The sequence below is a fragment of the Nonomuraea mesophila genome, assembly GCF_004352805.1.
In the GTDB taxonomy this organism is placed as follows: Bacteria; Actinomycetota; Actinomycetes; order Streptosporangiales; family Streptosporangiaceae; genus Nonomuraea; species Nonomuraea longispora.
The window spans coordinates 1-22,227 of sequence record NZ_SMLD01000157.1 but is presented as its reverse complement, the minus strand read 5'-3'; the positions used below and the strand labels follow the sequence as shown (position 1 = coordinate 22,227).

25 protein-coding genes are annotated in these 22,227 nt (G+C 70.0%); 11 read left to right on the top strand and 14 right to left on the bottom strand.

What is annotated here, in order from left to right; translation table 11 throughout:
- Positions 1-1,489 (top strand): SulP family inorganic anion transporter (locus tag E1295_RS38125; protein ID WP_425465386.1); only part of this gene is annotated, 1,489 nt, incomplete at its 5' end.
- Positions 1,490-1,510: 21 nt separating this feature from the next.
- Here the strand turns inward: E1295_RS38125 and E1295_RS38120 are convergent.
- Together E1295_RS38120 and E1295_RS38115 are read right to left on the bottom strand one after the other, a co-directional pair.
- Positions 1,511-1,948: a tautomerase family protein gene (locus E1295_RS38120; protein ID WP_132638464.1), complete on the bottom strand. Its 438-nt coding sequence runs from the start codon at positions 1,946-1,948 to the stop codon at positions 1,511-1,513.
- A gap of 23 nt (positions 1,949-1,971) precedes the next feature.
- Complete coding sequence (locus E1295_RS38115) at positions 1,972-2,436, bottom strand: SDR family NAD(P)-dependent oxidoreductase (protein ID WP_132638462.1); 465 nt, start codon at positions 2,434-2,436, stop codon at positions 1,972-1,974.
- Positions 2,437-2,513: 77 nt separating this feature from the next.
- Between E1295_RS38115 and E1295_RS38110 the strand changes: the two genes are divergently transcribed.
- Positions 2,514-3,092, top strand: coding sequence for a TetR/AcrR family transcriptional regulator (locus tag E1295_RS38110; RefSeq protein ID WP_132638460.1), 579 nt, complete (start codon positions 2,514-2,516; stop codon positions 3,090-3,092).
- A 16-nt stretch (positions 3,093-3,108) separates the two neighbouring features.
- On the opposite strand, the gene sigJ is transcribed toward E1295_RS38110, so the two are convergent.
- The 4 genes from sigJ to E1295_RS38090 all read right to left on the bottom strand — a co-directional run bounded on the left by sigJ (position 3,109) and on the right by E1295_RS38090 (position 7,329).
- Positions 3,109-3,990 (bottom strand): RNA polymerase sigma factor SigJ, encoded by an 882-nt coding sequence (sigJ, locus tag E1295_RS38105; protein ID WP_246080847.1) that lies wholly within the window; start codon positions 3,988-3,990, stop codon positions 3,109-3,111.
- A 177-nt stretch (positions 3,991-4,167) separates the two neighbouring features.
- The gene (locus E1295_RS38100) at positions 4,168-5,403 is read right to left on the bottom strand and encodes an epoxide hydrolase family protein (RefSeq protein ID WP_132638456.1); all 1,236 of its coding nucleotides are present in this window, start codon (positions 5,401-5,403) and stop codon (positions 4,168-4,170) included.
- Between the two features lie 178 nt (positions 5,404-5,581).
- Positions 5,582-6,211: a response regulator gene (locus E1295_RS38095; protein ID WP_132638454.1), complete on the bottom strand. Its 630-nt coding sequence runs from the start codon at positions 6,209-6,211 to the stop codon at positions 5,582-5,584.
- On the bottom strand, positions 6,208-7,329 hold the full coding sequence (locus tag E1295_RS38090) for a sensor histidine kinase (RefSeq protein ID WP_132638452.1): 1,122 nt from the start codon (positions 7,327-7,329) through the stop codon (positions 6,208-6,210). The genes E1295_RS38095 and E1295_RS38090 overlap by 4 nt, the downstream gene beginning before the upstream one ends.
- Positions 7,330-7,416: 87 nt before the next feature.
- On the opposite strand from E1295_RS38090, the gene E1295_RS38085 reads away from it, so the two are divergent.
- The 3 genes from E1295_RS38085 (at position 7,417) to rox (ending at position 10,593) form a co-directional block, all read left to right on the top strand.
- Positions 7,417-8,121: an ABC transporter ATP-binding protein gene (locus E1295_RS38085; RefSeq protein ID WP_132638450.1), complete on the top strand. Its 705-nt coding sequence runs from the start codon at positions 7,417-7,419 to the stop codon at positions 8,119-8,121.
- Positions 8,118-8,906: an ABC transporter permease gene (locus E1295_RS38080; RefSeq protein WP_166427618.1), complete on the top strand. Its 789-nt coding sequence runs from the start codon at positions 8,118-8,120 to the stop codon at positions 8,904-8,906. Before E1295_RS38085 ends, E1295_RS38080 begins: the two co-directional genes overlap by 4 nt.
- A gap of 262 nt (positions 8,907-9,168) precedes the next feature.
- Complete coding sequence (rox, locus tag E1295_RS38075; protein ID WP_220449094.1) at positions 9,169-10,593, top strand: rifampin monooxygenase; 1,425 nt, start codon at positions 9,169-9,171, stop codon at positions 10,591-10,593.
- A gap of 42 nt (positions 10,594-10,635) precedes the next feature.
- Here the strand turns inward: rox and E1295_RS38070 are convergent, their stop codons facing one another.
- Both E1295_RS38070 and E1295_RS38065 read right to left on the bottom strand, forming a co-directional pair.
- Complete coding sequence (locus E1295_RS38070) at positions 10,636-11,175, bottom strand: GNAT family N-acetyltransferase (protein WP_132638444.1); 540 nt, start codon at positions 11,173-11,175, stop codon at positions 10,636-10,638.
- A gap of 23 nt (positions 11,176-11,198) precedes the next feature.
- Positions 11,199-12,011, bottom strand: coding sequence for a hypothetical protein (locus tag E1295_RS38065; RefSeq protein ID WP_132638442.1), 813 nt, complete (start codon positions 12,009-12,011; stop codon positions 11,199-11,201).
- A gap of 358 nt (positions 12,012-12,369) precedes the next feature.
- On the opposite strand from E1295_RS38065, the gene E1295_RS38060 reads away from it, so the two are divergent.
- The gene (locus tag E1295_RS38060) at positions 12,370-12,615 is read left to right on the top strand and encodes a hypothetical protein (RefSeq protein WP_132638440.1); all 246 of its coding nucleotides are present in this window, start codon (positions 12,370-12,372) and stop codon (positions 12,613-12,615) included.
- A 117-nt stretch (positions 12,616-12,732) separates the two neighbouring features.
- Positions 12,733-13,581, top strand: a complete 849-nt coding sequence (locus E1295_RS38055; protein WP_132638438.1) for a phosphotransferase — start codon at positions 12,733-12,735, stop codon at positions 13,579-13,581.
- Between the two features lie 86 nt (positions 13,582-13,667).
- Here E1295_RS38055 and E1295_RS38050 read toward each other — a convergent pair whose 3' ends face one another.
- From E1295_RS38050 to E1295_RS38035, 4 genes are all read right to left on the bottom strand, one after another.
- Positions 13,668-14,333: a response regulator gene (locus E1295_RS38050; RefSeq protein WP_132638436.1), complete on the bottom strand. Its 666-nt coding sequence runs from the start codon at positions 14,331-14,333 to the stop codon at positions 13,668-13,670.
- Positions 14,330-15,478: a sensor histidine kinase gene (locus tag E1295_RS38045; protein ID WP_132638434.1), complete on the bottom strand. Its 1,149-nt coding sequence runs from the start codon at positions 15,476-15,478 to the stop codon at positions 14,330-14,332. The genes E1295_RS38050 and E1295_RS38045 overlap by 4 nt, the downstream gene beginning before the upstream one ends.
- A 169-nt stretch (positions 15,479-15,647) precedes the next feature.
- Entirely contained in the window at positions 15,648-16,067 is a 420-nt protein-coding gene (locus tag E1295_RS38040) for a hypothetical protein (RefSeq protein WP_246080845.1), read from the bottom strand.
- A gap of 191 nt (positions 16,068-16,258) precedes the next feature.
- The gene (locus tag E1295_RS38035) at positions 16,259-16,951 is read right to left on the bottom strand and encodes an SDR family oxidoreductase (RefSeq protein ID WP_132638430.1); all 693 of its coding nucleotides are present in this window, start codon (positions 16,949-16,951) and stop codon (positions 16,259-16,261) included.
- Positions 16,952-17,124: 173 nt separating this feature from the next.
- Between E1295_RS38035 and E1295_RS38030 the strand changes: the two genes are divergently transcribed.
- The gene (locus E1295_RS38030) at positions 17,125-18,039 is read left to right on the top strand and encodes a helix-turn-helix transcriptional regulator (protein ID WP_132638428.1); all 915 of its coding nucleotides are present in this window, start codon (positions 17,125-17,127) and stop codon (positions 18,037-18,039) included.
- A gap of 45 nt (positions 18,040-18,084) precedes the next feature.
- On the opposite strand, the gene E1295_RS52680 is transcribed toward E1295_RS38030, so the two are convergent.
- Complete coding sequence (locus E1295_RS52680) at positions 18,085-18,240, bottom strand: hypothetical protein (RefSeq protein ID WP_425465387.1); 156 nt, start codon at positions 18,238-18,240, stop codon at positions 18,085-18,087.
- A 311-nt stretch (positions 18,241-18,551) separates the two neighbouring features.
- Between E1295_RS52680 and E1295_RS38020 the strand changes: the two genes are divergently transcribed.
- Positions 18,552-19,274 (top strand): hypothetical protein, encoded by a 723-nt coding sequence (locus E1295_RS38020; RefSeq protein ID WP_132638426.1) that lies wholly within the window; start codon positions 18,552-18,554, stop codon positions 19,272-19,274.
- 735 nt (positions 19,275-20,009) lie between these two features.
- Entirely contained in the window at positions 20,010-20,258 is a 249-nt protein-coding gene (locus E1295_RS38010; protein WP_132638424.1) for an SCO4226 family nickel-binding protein, read from the top strand.
- A gap of 141 nt (positions 20,259-20,399) precedes the next feature.
- Here E1295_RS38010 and E1295_RS38005 read toward each other — a convergent pair whose 3' ends face one another.
- Positions 20,400-21,869, bottom strand: coding sequence for a ketol-acid reductoisomerase (locus E1295_RS38005; RefSeq protein WP_132638422.1), 1,470 nt, complete (start codon positions 21,867-21,869; stop codon positions 20,400-20,402).
- Between the two features lie 87 nt (positions 21,870-21,956).
- Here E1295_RS38005 and E1295_RS38000 point away from each other — a divergent pair.
- Positions 21,957-22,227 (top strand): LysR family transcriptional regulator (locus E1295_RS38000; RefSeq protein WP_132638420.1); only part of this gene is annotated, 271 nt, incomplete at its 3' end.

Genomic DNA, 22,227 nt, shown 5'->3' with positions numbered 1-22,227 from the left:
CCCCTCCACGCCCCCAGCCGTCCGCCGGTGGCCCGGCTGCCCGGAATGGTGCACCCCCTCGGTGGCCCGTACCGAGATCCTGTCGGGGCTGGTCGTCGCCCTGGCCCTGATCCCCGAGGCGATCTCGTTCTCCATCATCGCCGGGGTCGATCCCGGCGTCGGCTTGTTCGCCTCCTTCACCATGGCCGTGGTCATCGCCGTCGCCGGCGGCCGTCCCGCCATGATCTCCGCGGCCACCGGCGCCATCGCCCTGGTCGTCGCCCCGCTGGCGCGGGAGCACGGTCTCGGCCACCTGATCGCCACCGTCATTCTCGGCGGCCTCATCCAGGTCGCGCTCGGCGCCGCCGGCGTGGCCAGGTTGATGCGCTTCGTGCCGCGCAGCGTCATGGTCGGCTTCGTCAACGCCCTGGCCATCCTGATCTTCATGGCGCAGGTGCCCGAGCTCATCGACGTGCCCTGGATCGTCTACCCGCTGGTCGGCGGCGCGCTCGCGCTCATGGTCCTGCTGCCCCGCCTGACCAGGGCGGTCCCGGCCCCGCTGATCTCCATCGCCGCGCTGACCGCGCTCACCCTCGGCGCCCACCTGGCCGTGCCCACCGTCGGCGATCGCGGCGCGCTGCCGTCGTCGCTGCCCGTCCCCGGCCTGCCGGACGTGCCGTTCACGCTGGACACGCTCACCCTCATCGCCCCGTACGCGGTCGGCTTCGCGCTGGTCGGGCTCATGGAGTCGCTGATGACCGCCAAGCTGGTCGACGACCTCACCGACACCCGCTCCTCCAAGACCCGCGAGTCGATCGGCCAGGGCATCGCCAACATCGTCACCGGCTTCTTCGGCGGCATGGGCGGCTGCGCCATGATCGGCCAGACCATGATCAATGTGAAGAACGGCGCGCGCACCCGGCTGTCCACCTTCACCGCCGGTGTGCTGCTCATGGTGCTGTGCATCGTCTTCGGGCCGCTGGTCTCCCAGATCCCCATGGCGGCCCTGGTCGCCGTCATGATCCTGGTCTCCTTCGGCACCTTCGACTGGCACTCCATCGCCCCGGCCACGCTCAGGCGCATGCCCGCGGGCGAGATCGGCGTCATGGCGATCACGGTCGCCGTCGTGGTCGTCACCCACAACCTGGCCATCGGCGTGGTCGTCGGCTCGCTGACCGGCCTCGTCATCTTCGCCCGCCGGGTGGCGCACCTGGCCGAAGTCTCCGCCGTCGTCGACCCCGACGGCGGCCAGGTCGTCTACGCCGTCACCGGCGAGTTGTTCTTCGCCTCCAGCAACGACCTGGTCTCCCGGTTCGACTACGCCGGCGACCCTGACGACGTGGTCATCGACCTGACCGACGCCCACATCTGGGACGCCTCCTCTGTCGCCGCCCTGGACGCCGTCGAGGCCAAATACGTCGCGTACGGCAAGACCGTGCAGATCATCGGCCTGAACCAGCCCAGCGCCCGCATGCACGGCGCGTTGTCCGGGGAACTGTCAGGCCACTGATCCCGGGGCGGCCTCGGGCGGTCAGGTCGCCGGGAGGTCGTAGGGCACGGGCCGGTTCTCGCGTGCCCACAACGCCTCCGCGTCACTGTCGGTGGGCGGCGGGCGCAGCCCGTCGATCATCCACAGGTCCCGCGGAGTCTCGTCGATGTGGTATTCGCAGTGCAGCCCGAGGTCCAGGGTGTGCCGGGCGATCAGCCGGCCCAGCGCTTCGCTCATGCGCTCGCGCAGGCCGGGGTCCTCGGCGTGGCGGGCGATGTGCTCGATCACGACCCGTACGGTGTCGTCCGCCGGTCGCCCGCCGACGAAGAACGACGACCGAGGGATCTCGTGGAACAGCGTGACGACGTAGAACCTCGGCAGCCCGAACCGGGCGTAGAAGTCCGTGGCCTCCTCGGCGAACGCGCGCTTCTGCCGTTCGGTATAGGCGCCGGCGGGGTGGTGAACGTGCCACAGCGGCATGGTTGCCTCCTTCTGCCGGTGGATCAGCGCCCGAGGGCCACGGTGAGCCCTTCGACCGGGCCGGACAGCGCCGCTTTCATCTGCCTCGTGGCCTCGTCCACGAGCACTTCGCGGGCGCCGTTCTCCACGCCGTCGAGAACGGCGCGCGCGACCTCGGCGGGCGAGATCTTCGGCGCGGTGACCGTGGTGTCGAACGTCGCGACCACGTCGGCCATGTCCGCATCGAGCAGCGGAGACGGGATCAGCGCGCCCGCGTTGTTGATGACGATGTTCACGTCCCGGGCCCGCGCTGCCAGGGCCGAGATCGCGTCCGGGTCGGTGACGTCGAGCGGGACCGGCAGGACGCGCGGGTCGTCGCTGGGGGCGGGCTTGCGTGCGGTCACGTAGACCTTGGCCGCGCCGCGCTCCAGCAACGCCTCGGCGAAGGCGTTGCCGATGCCGCGCTGACCGCCGGTCACGAGCGCCACTGCGTTGTCGATGGCCACCATGGGTGCTCCTTCAGGAGTTCCTTGTGCCTAAAATAGATTATCAGCATCATCTATAGCACGGAGGAAGGGTGGAGAGCATGCCCCGAGCATCCCGGGCCGACGCCCAGCGGCACCGCGAGCAGGTGGTCGAGTCCACGGCGAAGCTGGTGCGCGCGCACGGCGTCGGCAAGGTGAGCGTTCCGCAGGCGATGGCGGCGGCGGGGCTGACGCATGGCGGCTTCTACCGCCACTTCACCTCGAAGGACGATCTGATCGCCCAGGCGTGCTCGGCCGCGTTCGCCGAACGGATCGCGGCCCTGAAAGCCCTCAACGGGGACGACGATCCCGGGTCCTCCGCCCGGGCCGCCTTCCTGGCGAACTACCTGTCCGCGACGCATCGCGACCACCCGGGTCACGGGTGCCCCTGCCCGACACTGGCGGTGGACGCCGCACGCGCGGAGCCGGACGACCCGCTGCGCCGGTCGTTCGCCGGCGGCCTGAACGACCTCATCGACGCGCTGCGGCGGCTCGACGGGGCGGACGAGGAGGACGTGATGGTCGAGCTGTCGACGATCGTCGGCGCGATGATGTTGTCGCGGGCCTGCGCCGGCGACGACCTGTCGGACCGGATCCTCGCCGCGGTCCGCGACCACCTGCTGGACGGCCCGCGGCAGTGATCTCAAGGGTCTACCGTTAGGGCTGCGCCGCCCATCGGCGGAGCTTGTCGGGGTTGCGTATCGCCCAGATGTGCTTGATCCGGTCGTTCGCCACCTCGAACGCCAGCACCGACACGACCCGGCCGTCCTGCAGGGCGATCAGCCCGGGCTGGCCGTTGACCGTACGTTCCAGGAAGGTCATGGCGCGGAACCTGTTCTCGAGGAGGGTCAGCGAGCGCACGATGTGACCGGCGCCCCTGATCGGGTGCCGTACGGTGCTGACCAGGCCGCCGCCGTCACCTGTCGCGGTGACGGCGGGGTCGAGGAGGGCGATGAGGGCGTCGATGTCGCGTGCCTCCCACGCCTGTTTGAAGGTCCTGACGACCCGGGCCTGCCGGGACGGCGGTGTCGTGGGCGTCCGCGCGGTGCGGATGCGGCGGCGGGCCGACGAGGCCAGCTGGCGGCAGGCCGCGGGGCTGCGGCCGACGATCTCCGCCACCTCGGCGAAGGGGTAGCGGAAGACGTCGTGCAGGACGAACGCGACGCGCTCGGCCGGCGTCATGGATTCGAGCACGACCAGAAAGGCCATGTTGACCGACTCGTCGAGGGTGACGCGGTCGGCCGGGTCGACCGTGAGGCCGTCCGACTGCCCGCCGGACCATTCGGCAGGGTCGGGGAGCGGCTCGGGAATCCATTCGCCCACATAGGTCTCGCGGCGGGCCCGTGCCGAGGTGAGCAGGTTGAGGCAGATGCGGCCGGCGACCTTGGTCAGCCAGGCGCCGGGGGAGTCGATGGCGTCCTGTTGCCGCCGGGACATGGTGTACCAGCGGGCGTAGGTCTCCTGCACGACGTCTTCGGCGTCGGACAGGGAGCCGAGGAGCCGGTAGGCGAGGTTCATGAGCTGCCGTCGCTCGCTCATGATGACGTCCAGACCCGGGTCGGGTCCGCCGCCTGCCGGTTCGGGTTGGCTGCGCATGGTGGTGTCGGCTCCCTCGGTCCGCCTGCTGTTCCTACCGGTTCGACAGGACAGCGCGGTCAACTGTGAGGTCGTCACGGTCAAGGGCGTACACACCTGCGCCGAACACGTCACACTGGTTCAGGGTCGGCGGCCACGAAAGGTGCGGCGCAGGTCGTTCACCCAGGCGTCGGGGTTCTCCCAGGGGATGAAGTGGCCGCCATGGTCGTGGGCGTTGACGTTGACGTGGTTGAACCAGCGGCCCTGCGGGCCGTTGCCGAAGGCCTCGACGCGCTCGTCGGCGGTGCGGATGCCGGGTGGGTTCTCGTACGTGACGAACGTGAGGCCGACCGGGGCCTGGACGACCGGGGTGCGGTCGTGGGCGGGGGACCAGGGATAGCGGTTGGCGTTGGCGTAGTAGCGCATCGACGTGGCGATGGAGTTGTTGGCCCAGTAGATGGTGGCGTGGGTGAGCAGGTCGTCCTTGGTGAAGACGGATTCGAGGTCGCCGCCGTTGTCGCTCCAGGCGTTCCAGCGTTCGAGCAGCCAGGCGAGCAGCCCGGCGGGGGAGTCGCTGAGCCCGTGGGCGAGGGTGGCGCCGTCGAGCATGTGCACCGCGAGGTGAACGGCTGAGCGGTGGTCCATCTCGATGATCCGGGCGCGGACGTCGGCGGGTTGCTCGTCGATCAGGGGCCGGTTCCTGGCGAAGTCCCAGGCGCGGGGGCCGGTGAAGAAGTCGAGCGGCAGTCCCGAGCCGATGTGGATGCCGTACAGTTCGTCGGCGTACTTGTGGCCGAGCTGGCTGGAGATGATCCCGCCGATGTCGCAGCCGCCGGCGGCGTACTTCTGGTATCCGAGGGTCTCGGTCATCAGGGTGTGCCAGAGGTCGGAGACCTTCCAGAAGTTGACGTCTGGGAAGCCGGTGAGCGGGCCTGGGAAACCGAAGCCGGGCAGGGACGGCACGATGACGTCGAAGGCGTCGGCGGGGTCGCCGCCGAACGCGGCCGGATCGGCGAGCGGGTCGATCACCTTGGACCAGTGCCAGAACGTCCACGGCCAGCCGTGGGTGAGGATCAGCGGGATGGGGCGGGGGCCGCGGCCCGCCTTGCGCATGAAGTGCAGCGGGACACCGGCGACGTCGACCTGGTAGTGCTCGTGGACGTTGATGGCGGCCTCGGCCTTGCGCCAGTCGTAGCCGTCCCGCCAGTAGGCGACCAGCTCGCGCAGGTAACTGTCGGGGACGCCGTAGAACCAGTCCTCGTTCCCCTCGTCGAGCGGTGGGCGGGTCGCGGTGAGGCGGGCGCGCAGGTCGTCGAGGACCTCGCCGGGCACGTGGATCGGAACGGGCTTGAGGGGGAAGGCGTTCGGAGTGCTCATCGTGCGGTTCCTCAGAGTGTGCCGTCGGCCTGCTGGGCGGCGAGCCGTGATGGCCTCCGTCAGGACCAGCGCCCACAGAACCAGGACTTTCCGGTACGGAGTGCGTCGCCGATTCAACCACACCCCCGACGCCGCTTCATGCCAGGGGGCGTCGCCGCGCCGGGATCAGGGACCTTCCTCAGACAAGGTGCGTCTCATAGGCGGCGATGACCAGGTGGACGCGGGTTCGGGCATCGAGCTTGGTCAGCAGGTTGCTGACGTGCGTTTTCACCGTGCTGAGGCTGACGTACAGGCTCTGGGCGATCTCCGCGTTGGACATGCCCCGGGCCACCAGGACGAGGACCTCACGCTCGCGTTCGGTGATGTCGAGGCCGCCTACCCCCGACGCCGGGCTCACGAACCGCGCGATCAACCGCCGGGTGACGGTCGGCGCCAGCAGCGACTCGCCCGACGCGATGACGTTCATGCTCTTGATGAGTTCGGCGGGCGGGGTGTCCTTGAGCAGGAAGCCCGCGGCGCCCGCCCGGAGTGCTCCGTAGACGTACTCGTCCAGATCGAAGGTGGTCACGATGAGCACGCGCGTCCGCGGCTGGTCGGCACAGATGCGACGGGTGGCCTCTATCCCATCCATCACCGGCATACGCACATCCATGAGCACCAGATCGGGACGGTGGCGAGCACTCTCCGTCACCGCCTGCGCGCCCGTCGCCGCCTCACCGATGGTCCGGAACCCCGGCGCGGAGTCGACCAACCGGCGGAAGCTCGCCCGGATGAGCGCCTGATCGTCGGCCACCAGCACCCCGATCACAGCGGCAGCCTCGCCCTCACCCGGAAGCCGCGCACGGGGCGCGCGCCCGCCTCGAACTCGCCGCCGAAGAGGTGCACGCGCTCGCGCAGCCCCGTCAGGCCGTGCCCGTACGGCTGCGCCCGGCCTCGCGTGCCGTCGTCGGTGACCTCCACCGTCAGCCCGTCCGCCTGCCGTTCGATCCGCACCAGGACATGCCGGGCCCCGGCGTGTTTCAGCACGTTGGTCAACGCCTCCTGCACGATCCGGTAGACCGTCGGCTCCATCTCTCCGCCCACCTCGCCGCCGATCCGCAGCTCCACCTCCAGGCCCGCTGCCCTGGTCCGCGCGGCGAGCGCGTCGAGGTCGGCCAGCCCCGGGCCTGGGGCGAGCTCGGCCTCGCCCTCCTCACGCAGCACTCCCAGCAACTGCCTGGTCTCCCGCAGGGCCGACCTGCTGGTCTCCTCGATCGAGGCCAGTGCGCGGCCCATCTCCTCCGTCCTGCCCACATGGCCTGCCACCCCCGCCTGCACGGCGATCGTGCTGAGACCGTGGCCGATGACGTCGTGCAACTCCCTGGCGATGCGCAGCCGCTCCGCCATCGCCTCCGCACGCGCACGCTCTTCCGCCTGCGCGGCGACCTGCTCGGTGTAGAGCCGCCGCTGCCGCACAGCCGTACCGAAGGCCCATGAAGCGGCCAGGATCGCCAGCACCAGCCCGAGCCGGTCACGCACCACCACCGAGAGCGGTAAGTCCGCCACGCCCTGGACGGTGACCACTCCCTGGATGGTGACCACGCCCGCCACGAGCAGCGGGAGCGCGGCCTTGCTCCGCGTGGCCAGCGTGTACAGCACGAGAGGCAGGCAGAGCGCGTCGGCGGTCGGGTCGAGGAACTCGCGCATCCCCAGCCCGCCCAGCAGGACGATCACGAACACCGAGCGCGGCCACAACCGCCGGACCGCGACGGGCAGGCTCGTGGCGAGAGCCGCCGCGTAGTCCACCACATCCGGCTCCGACAGGTTCCTCGACGAGGCGAGCCCGAGGAAGGAGGCCGCGAAGAACAGGGCGATCCCGGTGTCGATCGCCAGCCAGGCCCAGGCCGGCACCCGGGCCAGCAGCGGAGGGCGGATCTGTCCGTGCACGGTATGAACCTAGCCCGGTCGCCGGGCCGGCCGTATCGGTCCCAGGACCGATGCGCGGCGGGCCGGTCACGGCAGATCGTGAGAGACATGATCGAAGTCACCGGACTCACCAAGCGTTTCAGGCAGACGCTCGCCGTGGACGACCTCTCCTTCACGGTCTCGCCCGGCAGGATCACCGGGTTCCTCGGCCCGAACGGCGCAGGCAAGACCACGACCATGCGGCTGCTCCTCGGCCTTGACCGGCCCACCGCCGGACGGGCCACGGTGAACGGCCTGCCCTTCCGGGAGCTGGCAAGGCCCCTCACCCAGGTCGGCGCGCTGCTGGACGCGACAGCGGTGCAGGGCGGGCGGCGCGCGGAGCAGCACCTGCGGTGGCTGGCCCGCTCCAACGGCATCTCCCGCGCCCGCATCGCCGGGCTGCTGGAGCTCGTGGGCCTCGGCCACGCGGCAGGCAAGCGCGTCGGCGGGTTCTCGCTGGGCATGAAGCAGCGGCTGGGGCTCGCCGCGGCTCTGCTGGGCGACCCGGAGGTGCTCGTGCTCGACGAGCCCACCAACGGACTCGACCCCGAAGGCATCCGCTGGATGCGCGGCCTGCTCAGGTCCCTCGCCGCCGAGGGCCGCACCGTGCTCGTGTCGAGTCACCTGATGAGCGAGATGGCGGTCACGGCCGATCATCTGATCGTCGTCGCCCAGGGCCGGTTGTGCGCCGACGCCGGGATCGCGGAGCTGGTGCGTCCGGGCACGTCGCTGGAGGACGCGTTCATGGACATCATCGGAAGGAGCGCCCCGTGAGTGCGGTCGCCGCCGAGTGGATCAAGCTGCGGAGTCTGCGTTCGACCTGGTGGGCGCTGGGCATCGGGGTGCTGATGTCACTCGCGCTCACCGTGCTGGGCGCCTCCACCGTCATCTCGCGCTGGGACCCGGCCCGTACGAGCGATCAGGCCGCCATGGGGATCGTCGTGGCCGTGTACGTCGGGGTGATCCTGGCTCAGCTGCCGCTCGGCATGCTGGGCACGATGACGATCAGCGGCGAGCACGCGTCCGGCATGATCGACACGACGTTCGTCGCCACACCGTCCCGGGCCAGGGTGCTGCTGGCCAAGGCCGCCGTTCTGACCGGGGTCGCGGTCGGCGCTTCGCTGCTCATCTCCGTGCCCGGCTACCTCGTCGCGCGGTTGGTCGCCGCGGAGTTCCGCCCCTCGCTGCTGCCCGCCGGAGCCTGGACGGTGATCGCCGGCGGCACCCTGATGATCGTGTCCACCACGCTGCTCGGACTGGCGCTCGGCACGATCCTGCGCAACGGCGCGGTGGCGACCGCGGCCCTGGTGGCGATCGTCGTCGTGCTGCCGTTCCTGGCCATGAACCTGCCCTGGGGCGAGCAGATCAGCCCGTTCCTGCCGATGTACCCGGCGCTCCAGCTGATCGAGCAGGTCCCGGACATCATGCCGACCTGGACGGCGTTCACGGCGGTCGCCGCGTGGGCGGTGGTCCCGCTGGCGGTAGCGGTGATCGCCGACGAGCCCGCGACCGTACGTGGGCGAAAAAGGGAGTGGACGGGCCGAGGCCCGGACTTGTAGCTTGGCGGTCGACCGTGACACCGCCCGAGGAGGTGAGCCCCGTGACTTCGAGATCGATGTGGGTGCTCCCCCCATTCCGTCACGGCCGGCGGCTGACGTAGGTGTCGCCGGGAGCGCCGATCCGGCAAGGCACTCCCGAAAGGCAACACCCATGCATTCCCCCTTCACCGCCGAGCCGTCGTCGAATGACATGGCAGGTGACATGGCAGGTGACATGGCCGGACTCCGGTCCCCGGCCTCGTGCGCCGATCGTGCGCCCCTCATGTTCGACGTGATCATCGCCGGGTGCGGGCCGACCGGCGCGATGCTGGCCGCCGAACTGCGGCTGCACGATGTGCGCGTACTCGTTCTGGAGAAGGAAACCGAGCCCGCGTCGTACGTCCGCATCGTCAGCCTGCATATGCGCAGCCTCGAACTGATGGCCATGCGCGGACTGCTGGATCGCCTTCTGCCGCACGGAAGGCGGCGACCGGCCGGCGGCATCTTCGCCGCCATCCCGAAACCCGCGCCCAAGAGCCTGGATTCCGCGTACGCCTACCTGCTGGGCCTCCCGCAGCCGGTCATCGTCCGCCTGCTCGAAGAGCATGCGACCGAGCTCGGTGCGCAGGTGCGGCACGGTCGCGCGGTCGCCGCCTTCGAGCAGGACGACGAGGGCGTGACCGTCGAACTGGCCGACGGGGAACGACTGCGTGCGCGTTATCTCGTCGGCTGTGACGGCGGGCGCAGCACGGTGCGCAAACTGCTGGGCGTCGGTTTTCCAGGCGAGCCCTCACGGACCGAGACGCTCATGGGCGAGATGGAAGCCGGCGTGCCGCAGGAGGAGATCGCCGCCACGGTGGCCCGGATCAGCGAGACTGTTCGGCCGTTCTGGCTGCGGCCCTTCGGCGCGGGGATCTACAGCGTCGTCGTCCCCGCCGCGGGAGCCGGCGACCGCGCGGAAGCGCCCACCCTCGACGAGTTCAAACAGCAACTGCGCGCCATCGCCGGAACCGATTTCGGCGTGCACTCCCCGCGCTGGTTGTCCCGCTTCGGAGACGCCACCCGGCTGGCCGAACGTTATCGGGTGGGGCGGGTGCTGCTGGCAGGCGACGCGGCACACATCCATCCACCCACCGGCGGACAGGGCCTCAACCTGGGCGTTCAGGACGCCTTCAACCTCGGCTGGAAACTGGCCGCCCAGATCCGCGGCTGGGCGCCCGGCACCCTGCTGGACACCTACCAGACCGAACGTCATCCGGTCGCCGAGGACGTGCTGGACAACACCCGCGCCCAGAGGGAACTGCTGTCCGCCGAACCGGGCCCCCAGGCCGTACGCAGGCTCCTCACCGAACTGGTGGACTTCGACGAGGTGAACCGGCACCTGATCGAGAAGATCACCGCGGTCGGCGTCCGCTACGACTTCGGCGAAGGCCCCGACCTGCTCGGCCGCCGCCTGCGCGACGTCGAGGTGACACAGGGCAACCTCTACGGACTGCTGCATCGCGGGCGCGGCCTGCTGCTGGACCGCACGGAACGCCTGACCGCCGGCGGCTGGGCGGACCGGGTCGACCACCTCGCCGATCGCGGCGCCGCACTGGATGTCCCCGCCGTCCTGCTACGCCCCGACGGCCACGTCGCCTGGATCGGTGACGACCAGCGGGACCTGGACGACCACCTCGCCCGCTGGTTCGGCGTACCCACCGGCTGACACGGCCGGCCGACTCCCCGGCTCGGCGGCCGGCCGCCGAGCTCACGTGGACGGCGCGACCGGGGACCGCAGGCCGAGCCACTGCTCGGCGTCCCAGGCCTGGAACCGCTCCACCTCGGTGAACCCCAGCTTCGCCGCGAGGCGCATCGAGGCGGCGTTGGCGGTCTGGGTGGTGAGCACCACCGGCTCGCCGGGAAGGACGCCGTCGAACCAGCCGAGTGCCGCCGCGCACGCCTCGGTGGCGTACCCGGATCCCCACACCCGCGGCAGGAACAGGTAACCGAGATCGACCTTCCCCACGGCAACGGGGCGATGGTGTTCCGTTGCCCTCCTGAGCAGGATCAGGCCGACCATCGCCCCTTCGAGCTCGACGACGAAGCTCCCAGGCCGCCGCTCGGGCACCCCGGGCATCTCGCGCTCGAGCTCCTCACGCGGCCGGGGGCCGCCGAGGTAGGTGTGCACCTCTGGCGACGCCAGCAGTTCGATGAATGTCGTACGGTCCCGGGCCTCGGACTCACGAAGCACGAGCCGCTCGGTGCTGATCGGGCCGGGCGGCCAGGCGAGGGGTCCGATCTCGGTCATGGTGGGCAACCTATCGCGCGTTCTCACCGCGGCCGAACGGCGACCGACTCGGCGGAGAGCGTGACCGCGACGGTGATGTACGGATTGTCCGGCTGTGGGAGCTGAAGCCGGCGCTTGAACTCCTCCGCATCGTCCGGCATCACCTTCGGCTGAACCGTGACCTTGACCTGGCCGGTCTCGTCATCTGGGTGCGCCGTCATCGTGGCCACCTCAGGACGGGAACGCAGCCAGGAGACGACCGTCTCCTGAGCCCGCCGGAGCTCCTCACCCGAGAATCCCTTGCCGCCGACCAGAGTGACCTCCATGGGGAGGGTCCTGGCCAGCGCAATCGCGCGGTCCGGAATGGGGCCCTTGAAGCCGACGCGCAACCCCCGCCGGTCGTCGACGTACCTGACGCCGGAGATCTCCTCGGGGAACTCTGCATGAAGTTCGCCGATCACCTGGCTGTCGGACGACTGCGAGCCGAAGCGCTCGATGGCCTCCTCGTAGGAGATGCCCTCCGAGCGGGCAATGGCTCCGAGGTCGACCAGCTCGGCATAGGGAATGCCGTCGATCGCCACGTCCTGGTCGGTCACCGCAGGGTCGTAACCCTCGAAATCCGTCGGCCTGGGCGACGAGGTGGCAGCCACCCGGGCCGCGTACCGCTTGACGACCTCCTCCAAGGGGCGGCCCGACGACTCCGCCTCTCGCTTGAGCCGCTCCAGGGTGGGCCGATGCACTGTGGGCTGATCGGCCCGCGGCAACACGATCGTCTGGGTCCCGGCCACAGTGGGCACCGGACCGGCACCGGACTGGCCGCAGGCGCACAACGACGCGAGCATCGCGACAACGGCCAAACGCGATCTCTTCATACCTGATGGACGCGCCACCGACCTGGAGGGTTCATCCGGTACGGCGAAGCCTGCCGCTCCCGCCGAGAGCCGCACCAGCCGCCGTCGGAATGCACCGTACGTCGATCTTGACCTGGATGTGTCCGTCTGGCTTGATCAAAAAGCTTCGCTTCCGTCCTCCTCACGCAGAAAGCCGGGATATCCGGTGCAACTGTTACCGCGGCATGTACCCACACCATCGCCCTGACCTCACTCGCTTCACACGCCGGTCGGTGAGCCTCCTCTCGGTCATCGCCATGGTGGCCGGGCTTCTCCTCACCCTGACCCCGGCTGCGTCCGCGGCCGATCCACGACGGACGTCGGTATGGACTGGTCTGACCAGCCCGGGGATCTCGCGGTCGGGAACGGCAAGGCCTTCGTCTCCAACGGAGAGCGGATCGTTGTCGCGGACACTGACGGCGAGCTCGTGGACACCATCACTGGCCTGTCCGACGCCTACGGTCTGGCCATGGCGCCGCGAGCGGCGCCGAGGTCCGCACCGTGGGCGAGCAGATCGCATTTGTCACGTCCCTCCGCCGGCACCGGCAAAAAACGGAATGCGCGGCGCTGACCGGGTGGTGTTGCATACGGACGTGACCGGCGGACCCCTCGTCCGGCCGCGCCGACCAGGTCACGACGTGTCAGATGCTCGGCCACAACGACTCCAGCAGGGAGAGGCACCGCACACATGAAGGACACCGAGATCCCGCGGGCGGTGGCCGCGGCCGTCGACACGGCCGCCGAGTACGGACTGGGCGCCGACGACGCCGATGTGCTGCACAACTCGAACCGGATCGCCGTCCGGCTGCGGCCCAGCGGCGTGCTCGCCCGGGTGGCGCCCGTCGCGCACCGCCCCGACTTCGAGGTCGAGATCGCCCGGAGCCTGGCCGGGATCGGCAGCCCGGTGGCGGGTCTCGATCCGAGGGCCGAGCCCCGCGTCCATGTCCGCGACGGCTTCGCCGTCACCCTCTGGACCTACTACGAACCCACCGCCGCACCCGAGGACCATCCGCCCGCCGCCTACGCCGACGCCCTGGCCCGGCTGCACGCCGGCCTGCGCGGCATCGACTTCGCCGCACCGCACTTCACCGACCGCGTCGCCGACGCCCTCCGGGTGGTGGAGGACCCCGCCGTCAGCCCTGACCTCGGCGCCACCGAACGCGCCCTGCTGACCGACACCCTCCACACAATCAGCCGCGCGATCCTGGACCGCGGCGCGCGGCAACAGCTCCTGCACGGCGAACCGCACCCCGGCAACCTGATCGCCACCGCGGACGGCCCTCTCTTCATCGACCTGGAGACCGTCTGCCGTGGACCCGTCGAGTTCGACCTCGCGCATGCGCCGGAGGACGTCGCCGCGCACTATCCGGGCGCCGACTCCGGACTGCTCGCCGACTGCCGGATCCTCAGCCTCGCCTTCGTGGTCTCCTGGCGTTGGGACCGCGACGACCAACTCCCCGACGGGCGCGAAAGGGGCCGGGAGTGGCTCGCCCAGATGCGGGCCGCCCTCGACCGCCGGGAGCATGGCTCCCGCTGACCGGCGCCCACGCCGCGGCCTGGGTGACTTCCTCCAGGGCGGCGCTAAGCGGGTCTGGATGCGGCGTCGGTGGGCGACCTTCGATCTCACGCGCCAGGCCGTATCAGGCCGCTCTCGTAGGCCAGGATGACCAGCTGGACCCTGTCGCGCACGTCCAGTTTGGCGATGGCCCTGGTGATGTGGGTCTTGGCGGTCAGCGGGCTGATGACGAGGCGTTCGGCGATCTCGTTGTTGGACAGGCCGAGCGCCACGAGCTTGACCGTCTCCAGTTCCCGGGCGGTGAGGGTGGCCAGCTGCTGTCCCGCGCCGGGCGTGAGGTCCTGCCGGTGGGCGAACTGCTCGATGACGCGACGGGTCACCCCCGGAGACAGGAGCGCCTCCCCACCGGCGACGGCGGTGACCGCCCGGCGCAGTTCGGCGGGTTCGACCTCTTTGGTGAGGAAGCCGCTGGCTCCGGCGCGCAGGGCGGCGAAGACGTGTTCGTCGGTGTCGAACGTGGTGAGGATGATGACGCGACAGCCCGAAGTGGCCGGATCGGTGACGATGCGACGCGTGGCGATGATTCCATCGGTGCCCGGCATGCGAATGTCCATGAGGATCACATCGGGGTGGGCGCTCACTGCCAGCCGTACGGCTTCGTCGCCGTCCTGGGCTTCGCCGACGACCGTGATGTCCCGGGAGCGGGCCAGCAGGCTGCGGAAGCCGGCCCGTACGAGTGCCTGGTCGTCGGCGAGGAGCACCTTGATCGTCATGCCGTCGAGCCTGCCACAGGGATGTCGGCCCGCACGGCGAAGCCGCCGCCGGGGACGGGTCCCGCGGTGAGCGCGCCCCCGAGTGCGCTCACCCGCTCACGCATGCCGGCCAGGCCGTGGCCTTCGGTGACGTCGGCGTCGCCCGGGACCTTGCTGCCGTTGTCCGTGACCTCGACGGTGATCGAGTCAGGCTGGTAGCCGATCGTCACCTCGACCCTGTCTGCCCCTGCGTGCTTGAGCGTGTTGGCGAGGGACTCCTGTACGACGCGGTAGACGGCGATGGCGGTGACGGCGGGGACGGATGCCCGGTCGCCGTTCTCGTCGAGGGTCACCTCGAGCCCGGCGGTGCGGGCGTCGGCGATGAGCGTGTCCAAGGAGGCCAGATCCGCCTGAGGTGCGGTGTCGCCGGGACTGTCACGCAAGATCGTGATGAGGGAACGGAGATCGGTCATCGCCCGGTTCCTGACGTCCTTGGCCAGGCGTAGCGCGGCGGCGGCCTCTGCCGGGTCCTCCTCCAGAGCGTCGGCGGCGACGTTGAGCTGCACGCCGACGACGGCCAGCGTGTGGGCGATGACGTCGTGAACCTCGTGCGAGACGCGCAGCCGTTCCTCGGCGGCATGCGCGCGACTGTCGGTTTCGCGTAGTTGCGTGCGCCAGCGCATCGCGGCCGCGTAGGTGAGGGCCGCGGCGATGAGGATCGCCAGGAGCAGTCCTTCCCCCGCGACGTGGATCAGGTAACGGGTGGGGTTGCTGTCCAGGATCCAGTAGGCGTCGACCGCGGAGTAGACCAGCTGGGCCAGGCCGATGGCGGCCACCCAGCGCACACGTGGTGTGGTGGCGGCGGTGAAGTAGGCGACCGCGGCCGGCCAGATCCAACCGGCGGGAGACCAATGTCCGGTGAGGTGATAGACGAAGATCCCGCCGACCGACAGCAGCAGCACGGTCATCGGCCAGCGGCGTCTGACCAGCAGGAGCGCTCCGAGAAGCAATCCGAGGGGAATGGTGCCCTGCCAGGGGATCCGCACTCCGGTGGCGAGGGCTACGGCGACGAAGAAGACCAGCGTGACGACGGCGAGCGTGATATCGGTGATCCGGGCGAGGTGCCGGACAAGAGCGGGTTCGCGTCGCAGGGCGGGCGCGGCCATGCGGAGGCCCTTTCTCTAGGGGGGCGGGCGTGACGCCGGACCGCGTCGCCCTGGTGGTCACCTGGGCGACGCCGTCGGCATGCTCGGCTTCCGTAACCGCGTGGGCCGGCGGGCTCAAGGAGCGCGGAAGCTCTGGATCTGTTTACCAGCCCGGGTGGGAAGGGACGGATCAGACGTGGGTGACCAGGAGGGTCACGCCTGCCTCGCCGCCGCAGTCAACGAAGACAGGACCGACGCCGTTACCGATCTTGGGGGAGAGGGTGGCCTTGGCCACGAACCCCTTCGCATCGTCCTTGACGATGCGGATGTTCTTCAGCACCGGATGCTTCCTGTCGAGCCCGGCGAGCACGGCCTTGAGCCCTTTGCCACCGCCGCAGTGTCCGGTGATCGTCACCTCCTGGCCTCGCTCGGTGGTGGGGTTGGGGCTGACCCGGACCACCGCCCTGGCACCCTTCGGCGGCTTCGGCGCGGCCATCGCAGCGGTGGCAGCCTCGCCGGCCTCGCCGGCCTTGCCGACCTGGGCACCAGCCGGCGCGCCGGCCCATCCCAGCAGACCCGCCGCCAAGCTCAGCCCGGCGACCGCAGACATCACTCTCTTGCTCATGGCGATTTCTCCAGTTCTCATCCGGTTATCTCGACGAGAAACGCTAGGCCGGGCCGCAGCGGGAGCGCGTCGTCCGTTGATCGTCACCTGACCTTGCACCGTTCGCTGTACGCACTACACCGAAAGAAGTAGGTCCCAGGCGTCGACGAACCGTACGAGACCGAGACCGTCAGTGGTCAGGCGGGCTGGCCCAGGGGCCGGACGGTCAGGGTGTTGAGGTCGACGCCTGCCGGCTGGTCGAGGGCGAAACAGATGGCCTCGGCGATGGGCTGGGGAGGCAGGGCGAACGGGGGAACGTCGGCGCCCTGCCAGAACGGGGTGTTGATCATGCCGGGGTTGACAAGAGTGACACCGATGCCGCGGGTCGTGGCGTGCAGGCGCAGGTTCTCGGCGAGTCCGGTGGTAGCCCACTTGGTGGCCGAGTAGAGATTGGCGGGGGAGTTCTTCAGACCGGCGACGCTGCCGATGAGCACCAACCGTCCGCCGGTGGCCTCAAGGTGGGGCAGGGTGGCATGGGCCAGCAAGGCGGGGCCGAGGACGTTGGTGAGGACCATCGGCGCCCACGACGTCGGGTCACCGGCTCCGATGGAGTCACCGGACATGAATCCGGCGTTGGCCACCGCCGCGTCAAGAGCACCGAAATGCTCCACGGCGCGGGTCACGACCGACTCGGTGGCCTGCCAGTCCGCCGCGTCCGCGACAAGACCCAGCAGCCGGCCGGGATGGCCGGCCTCGTCGAGGAAGGTCTTCAGTCTGCTCTCGTCGCGGCCGGTGACCACCACACGGTTGCCGCGGTCGAGGAGCAACCGCGCGGTTCGGGCGCCGATGCCGCTGGTGGCGCCGGTGATCAGTACGGTCTTGTCGGCCATGGTCATACTCCTGAGCTGTGTACGGGGGCGGCGGACGGCGGCCCGCGATGAACGGGTGCCGTACAGGTCCGCCGACCCCATGAAAGCGGCGCCGTCAAAGGTGGGCGAGGTCGCGTTTATGGGGGGTATAAATGCAACCTTTCTGCCGGCCGGACCATCGGTACTGTGGACGAATGGCGCCCCCGTCCGGAAACCACACCGGCGACCCCACCGACAACCGCTCGGACATCCGCGACTTCCTCACCAGCCGACGCGCCAAGCTCGCCCCGGAGCGGGTCGGACTGCCCACGAGCCGACGCCGACGGGTTCCTGGACTACGGCGCGAGGAGGTCGCGGCCCTCGCCGGCGTGAGCACCGAGTGGTACACGCGGCTGGAGAAGGGCCACATCAGCGGCGTCTCCGAGAGCGTGCTGGAGGCGGTCGCGCGGGCACTGCTCCTCAATGAGGACGAGCGCACCTACCTGCTCGATCTGGCCAGAGCCGCTCGCCCCGCCCGCCGCACATCGCACCGCCGCAAGGACGTCAACATCCCGTCTTCCGTCCAATGGATGGTGGACTCGATGAGCATGGCCCCCGCTTTCGTATGCAACGGCCGTTCGGAGCTCGTCGCGAGCAACGCGCTGTGCAGGGCCCTGTACGCCCCGATGTTCGACAGCGACACCGCCGGTGATCGGGGCTGCGCCAGTTTCCCCCGGTACTTCTTCCTCGACCCCGGCTCTCCCGACCTCTTCGTGGACTGGGAGGAGGGCGCGAGGGCCACGGTCGCGGTGCTCCGCGCCGAAGCCGGACGTGACCCTCACGACCGGGCCCTGCGCGAGCTCGTCGGCGAGCTGTCCACGCTCAGCCCCGACTTCCGCACCATGTGGGCCAGCCACGACGTACGCATCCGTCACGAAGGCATCAAGCGGCTGAACCATCCCGAAGTCGGCCGGCTGGAGATGACCTTCCGCTCCCTGAACCTGCCCCTGCCGCAACGGGCCGCCCACAACCTGATCATCTACACGGCCGAGCCGGGCACCCCTTCGGAGGACCGCCTCAAACTCCTCGCCAGTTGGACGGCCGCCCAGACCTCACCCCCGCCCGGCTGACCTCACGTCCATGAGGCGGCTGTTCAGGGGCCGGGCAGCAGCAGTTCAGCGTGCTCGAGCCGCGATCAGCTCATGGAGCCGCTGGGTCACGGGATCGTGCGGGTGAGCGGCGTGGGACATGTGCAGCCAGCCGTCGGCGTCGAGCTGGAAGAGATCGTCCCGGATGGACGGGTCGGAACCGCGTTCCAGCAGCAAGCGGATGACCTCGAGATGACCGCCCGGGATCGCCCAGTGCAGCCCGATCCGCCCGAGATAGGGCGCGACGTCGGGGTGGACGCCGTGGTCGAGGACCAGCGCACGACCTCGATCCTGCCGGCCGCAGCTACGATCAGATGATCAGATAAGCGACGCCGCTGCGGCTGATCGACTGGCTCGTAAGCCTACCGGGTCCTGCGGCGGGCGGTGCTGCGCGGCCATCGCATCACGATGGCACAGTAGACCGACAAGTCGCTGCGGAAGAGCTGTATTTCACCGGAACAGTCCAACCGGATTGACCACAGGAAGGTCCCGGCATGACCGCTTCCAGGGCGCCTCTGACTCGTGACAGCCTGAGGGTGAAGATCGCCGTACAGCGGGTGCGGCTGGCAGGTACGGAGTACCGCGTGATCCGGCCGGCCAGACCGCTGAAGAACGGATCCCTTCATAAGGCCGGTGGCCATTACGAGATGTATGTGGACCGGACAGACGGCAGACGCATCGGCACACTGTGGCTGCTCGCGGCGCGATCGCCGCGGTCCTTGGTCTATCTGCCGATGCGTACTGCTCCGGCTGTCCCCGGTTTCGGCGCGGAAGGCGAACAGCCGCTGGACCTCGTGCTGGTCCCCCGCGCGATGCAGCTGCGCCCTTCGCGCTGGAACCGAATCCGGGAGCGTCTCAACGCGGGGAACGCCGCTCGCGAGCTACGCACCGCCAGTGTGCCGGAGCGAGACCTTCCCGACATCGAGGCTGATGACATCATTCCTGACAACCCGAAGGAGGCGAAGAAGTTCGTCCTTCGTAAGGACGTCTACGCCGAGACATTGCTGCTGACGGGTGGAACCGCAGGCTTCCGGGAAGGAGCGAAGGCGATATTCGCCGTCACGAAAGACGGACCGCCCGCCGCCGCGACGGGCTTCTACCAACCAGTTGGATGCAACTATCACACGTGCCGAGCCATCTACGACTGGGACACAACTCCTGACTTCCGCGACTGGGAACAGTTGCACGTAGCGTTCTGCCCGCAATGGTCGAGATGACGAAGGCAGGCAACGGCTCATCCGCCGCGCCACAAAACCCCCGTACGACCCGGCGCCGAGGCCATCGCCAAGGCCACCGGGGTCTTGACATCCCGCCGCCGTACCCACTGATTAGGTGTACCTCTAATTTGACTTCCCTCTAAGTTGTAAGGGCATGCTGCCGCCGCCCGCCGCCCCTCCTGGAAAGCGACGGCTGGAACGGTCCCGACCCCGAGTGGCTGCCCGCCGGGACCGAGCTGATCGACGACTACCTGGCGCCGTTGGCCAAGCTGTTCGGTGACCCGATCCGTACCGGTGCCAAGGTGAGCGCGATCAGCAGGCTCGTCGAAAGCGGCCGCATCCGCCTGGTGACCGGCTTCTTCGCCCATGCCGTCCACCGTGACGGCGCACAGGCGCGAGTGATCAGCCGCGACCCGTCCGGCACCGAGCAGGCGATCACCGCCGACCGCATCGTGGCCGCCACCGGCTACCGTCCCGACCACACCATCGCGAGCGAGCTGCGCCTCGACCTCGACCCCGTCCTCGGCTCCACCCGCACCCCCGAACACTCCTTGCCCGGGAGCATCCGCAGCCGCGCGTCGGCGGATCCCCAGCTCCGTGCCGCACGGAAGGCGGTCGCTGACGATCTGACGTCGTGGCCGCCCGCGCCTTCTTGGCGAAGTTTTGGGGGCCGGTCCGCCGAAGGCCGCCCTAAGCTGGAGAAGATCCGCAGATCACGCCTCCGAGGAGGAAACCATGGCGAAGTTCATGGACGTGCATCACGGCATGATGGGCATCACCGACGAGCAACTCCAGCAGGCCCACGCCGCCGACCTCGCGATACAAAGAGAGGAAGGCGTCACCTTCGAGCACGCGTGGGCCGACCCTGAGCATGGCGTGGTGTACTGCCTGTCGGAGGCGCCGGACGCGAACGCCGTCCAGCGCATCCACGAGCGGGCGGGGCACCCGGCCGACGAGATCCACAAAGTGCAGCTGACCGTCTGACCGGGGACGATCATCGGGCCGAGCCCTTGGACGGCGCCCGCCGGCACCGCAGTTGCGAGCGAGAAACCGCAGGCCGATCGCCACCGCCCCGCTGCGGGTGGTGAGCTCTCGCAAGCGGGCGAGAGGTGCAGGCCGTGAGGGTCAGGTCAGGTGGATGTCCACCGACGGCCGCAGCTTCGCGGCCTCGGCCAGCGCCTGGTGCACCGGATGGCCGGTGAAGGCCCTCAGGAGCTCGCTGTCGGCGGGGCCGGCCGCCGCGGGGAAAGCGATCTGCTCGTAGGCGGCCTGGAAGCGCGGCCCCCACCGGCGCGCCCCGAGCCGGGCGGTGCGCGAGCAGTTGTCCACCATGTACGCCACATCGCGGGCATGCATGTACGGCAGCAGCGAGTCGACGGCCTCGATGATCGACTCGTTGACGATCTCCGACCAGGGGTGTCCGCGCTCGGCGAACTCGTCCACCTGCGCCATCATCGTCGCCACGAACAGCCCGGCCGTGAACGGCTCGGCCGCGGCCTGCCGCCCGGCGCGCTGGGCCCGTACCGCTTCCCCCGCCGCCCACATGGGTGAGCCGCTGATCCGGCTCATCGGCCGGTCGGCCAGGCGCCGGTCGGCGAGGATGACGCTGCGCAGCTCGGTGCCGTCGGCGACCTCGTCGTAGATCTCGGCGATCAGCTCCCTGGCAGGGAGGTAGGCGGCGGTGTAGGCGCGGTCGAAGGTGTCGCGGCCGGGACCGTCGAGCTGCTCGCGTACGGCGTCCAGGCCGGAGCGGGAGATGGTGGCGCGGATGGGGCCGGTGATGGCCTCGCAGGAGCGTTCGTAGGCGGTGACGGGGTCGTCGCCGGCCAGCCGGTAGTGGCTGTACAGGGACTCGACGAGGCCGTGGACGGCGCCGAGCAAGATGGCGCGTTCGCCGACGATGTCGGACAGGTACTCGCTGTCCAGGGTGGTGCGGAAGGTGTAGGGGGCGCCGAGCGCCACCGACCAGCCGAGCGCGAGGTCGACCGCGCGGCCGCTGTGGTCGGCGTGCACGGCGAAGCTGGCGTTGATGCCGGCGCCGTTGACGGAGACGCCCTGCTGGTACAGGCGGCGTACGGAGTCGCCCATGCCCTTCGGGCAGACGGCGATGACGTCGTGACCGGCGGGGAACTCGCCGCCGGTGGCGCGCAGGTGGCCCAGCAGGAACCCGTGGGACAGCCCGATGGCCGCGCCGGGGCGCAGCGCGCCGAAGATCTTCTCGTGGTGGGCGGCGAGCGCGGCGTCGGCGATGAGGAGGATGACCAGGTCCGACTCGGCGGTGACGGCGAGCCAGTCGCCGAGCGTACCGTCGTGCTCCGTGAACCCGTGCGCGCGGGCGTCGGCGGCGGACGCCGAGCCTGGGCGCAGGCCGACGGTGACGGTGATGCCGGTGCCGGCGAGGGAGTCGCGCAGGTTGCACGCCTGGGCGCGCCCCTGCGGCCCCCAGCCGATCACGCCGATGCGGTGGACGCCGGCGAACGCGGCGGGCAGCAGGCCGAACAGATGGCGTCCCCCGGGCAGGACCGTTTCCGTGCCGCCGGGCACGTCCATGGTCTGCAGAGGGAAGACGGCGGAGGTGAACGCGTTGGTGGACATGCCTGTAGTTGTAGGATCCGCTCCTGTCCCGCGGCAAGCGCAACATGTGCAGCGGGTCGTTGCAGGAAGCGGAACACTCTTGGGGGCGTGGTGGAGGATCAACGTGAGCTGCGGGTGTTCCTGCACCTGGCGCAGACGCTGAGCTTCGGCAGGACGAGCCAGGACTGCCACGTGAGCCCGGCGACGCTGACCAGGCTGGTGCAGCGGCTGGAGGCGCGCTTGGGGCAGCGGTTGTTCGACCGAGGGCCGCGGCAGGTCGCGCTGACGGCCGAGGGCCGGCGCTTCCGCGAGTACGCGGTGGCGGCGCTGGATCTGTGGAACGCCTACCGGCAGGGGGATGTCGATCCGGGGGAGCTGT